The 1868-nt window shown below is 68.6% G+C and carries 1 protein-coding gene; it reads left to right on the forward strand.

The window, feature by feature from the left end:
- Window positions 1-1290, forward strand: a 1290-nt coding sequence (locus ABZ914_RS50805) for an HNH endonuclease signature motif containing protein (protein WP_500201744.1), incomplete at its 5' end; no start/stop codon positions are given.
- Window positions 1291-1868 lie beyond the last annotated feature (578 nt).

Genomic DNA, 1868 nt, shown 5'->3' on the forward strand with positions numbered 1-1868 from the left:
GGGTACTATTTACGTATGCAATCAGTGACGGTCGAGCTTGAGGCCGCGTCCACCATGGAACTGGTGAACGCGCTCTCAACCATCGCCACTGAACTAGCCCAACGCGAAGCCCCGGAATCAGCGGCCGCGTGCCTGGAACTCACCGAAACCCTGGTGGCCGCGTGCGATATGCAGGAAAGTGTGCTCGCCAAATTCATCGGCCGAGTCGACGCCTTCGGAGAGCAGGCCCGGTGGGGATATCCCTCCACTCAAGCGTGGCTGAGATCTCGACTTGGCATGCGCGATAACCGGGTGAAAGAGCGTCTGGTGCTGGCGCGGCAGCGTCACCGTCTCCCGCAGGTGGCCGAGCGCCTCGCCGCCGGGGACCTGTCCCACGGTTACGCCGTCACCGTCGCCGACTCGGTCTCGCGTCTTGACGACACCGACTGCGCTGAGGCCGAGACAACTCTGCTCGGGATGGCCGATCAGGGCTTCTCGGCCGGGAAGGTCGCGGCGTTCGGCCGCCGCATCCGCGATCTCATCGCCGAACGCGACGACACAGAAGATGCGCCGGATGAGGACACCAAGCGGGGCTATGACAAGTCGTGGCTCACGACCACGCGCTCGCTGGACGGCGGCCGCTACGTCAAAGGCTGGCTGAACCCCGAAGACGCCGCGATCTGGGACGGCACGCTCGCTCCGTTGGCCAAGCCGGCCGGACCCGACGACCGCCGCGACCTAGCCGAACGCACTGCAGCAGCGCTGTCGAGCGTGCTCTCAGGCGGACACAAGGCGTCCAAGGTCACCGTCATCTGCGACCTGGACACCCTCACCGGAGGCAACGCACCCGCCCGTCTCACCGACGGCACCCCGATCCCTGCCGCACAAGCCCGCCGCATCGCCTTGGCCGCCGGAGTCTCGCCCCTCCTGCTCGGGCGCGGGAACACCCCGCTCTACCTGGGCTACCGGGAACGCTTCGCCAGCGCAGCACAGCGGCAGGTGCTGGAGACGCTCTACTCCTCCTGCGCGGTGAGGGGCTGCGAGGTCCCCGGCACGCTGTGCGAGGTCGACCACGTGCACGGATGGGCGCTCGGACGATCGCCCACCGACATCGACCAACTCGCCCTCACCTGCGGATGGCACAACCGCTTCAAGCACAGTCGCCCCGACCAGATCCAGATCACCAAGGATCGGGACGGGCGATACGTCTACCGGCTGCTCCCTCCAGCCGACGCCCGACCCGCAAAGGGAAACGGGCCACCGGGCAGCATCGGCCCACCCGATAGCCCCGCGCTCGACTGGGCCGCATAACCACCCACCACCGCAACACCACTCCCAGCCATGCCCTGTGCCGGTCCGCCCGCATCCACACTGATGACGGGCGGCCCCGGCATGCCCACACCACAGGCGACCGTCACACACCGGTGGCGCATGCCCCACCGGACGGCCCCTTGGAGACCGCCCCAACCGGCCACGACGCCGCCCATCAGACCGGCCCACCCGCGCCGCTCCTGGCCTGGACTGCGTCACCACCCGCCCTTGGCAACTCCACCCTCAGCAACACCACACCCGGCCACGCCCTGCGCCTGTCCACCCGTAGCCACCCCCGCGAGGGGCGAGCCAGCCCCATATCAGGGCCATGCCGACACGACGGCGCGGTACCAGTGCGATGGCCAAGGCTGCCTGTCGACTGCAGCACGCAACACCCCACAGCCTCGAATACCGGACCGGCCGCCCACGCCACATCGGAGGCGGCTCTCTACCGATCAGGTGTTGCCCCTTCGAACCCTTTGCTCCCCTTCACATCACGCAGCAGGGGATTTCGCACCTTACGGAAGGGGGTGGTGGGGTGGCGCGACCCGGGGGCGGGGCAGGCGGAGCCTGCCCGC

Origin of the sequence: Spirillospora sp. NPDC046719, assembly GCF_040645715.1 — a bacterium.
Classification (GTDB): Bacteria; Actinomycetota; Actinomycetes; order Streptosporangiales; family Streptosporangiaceae; genus Spirillospora.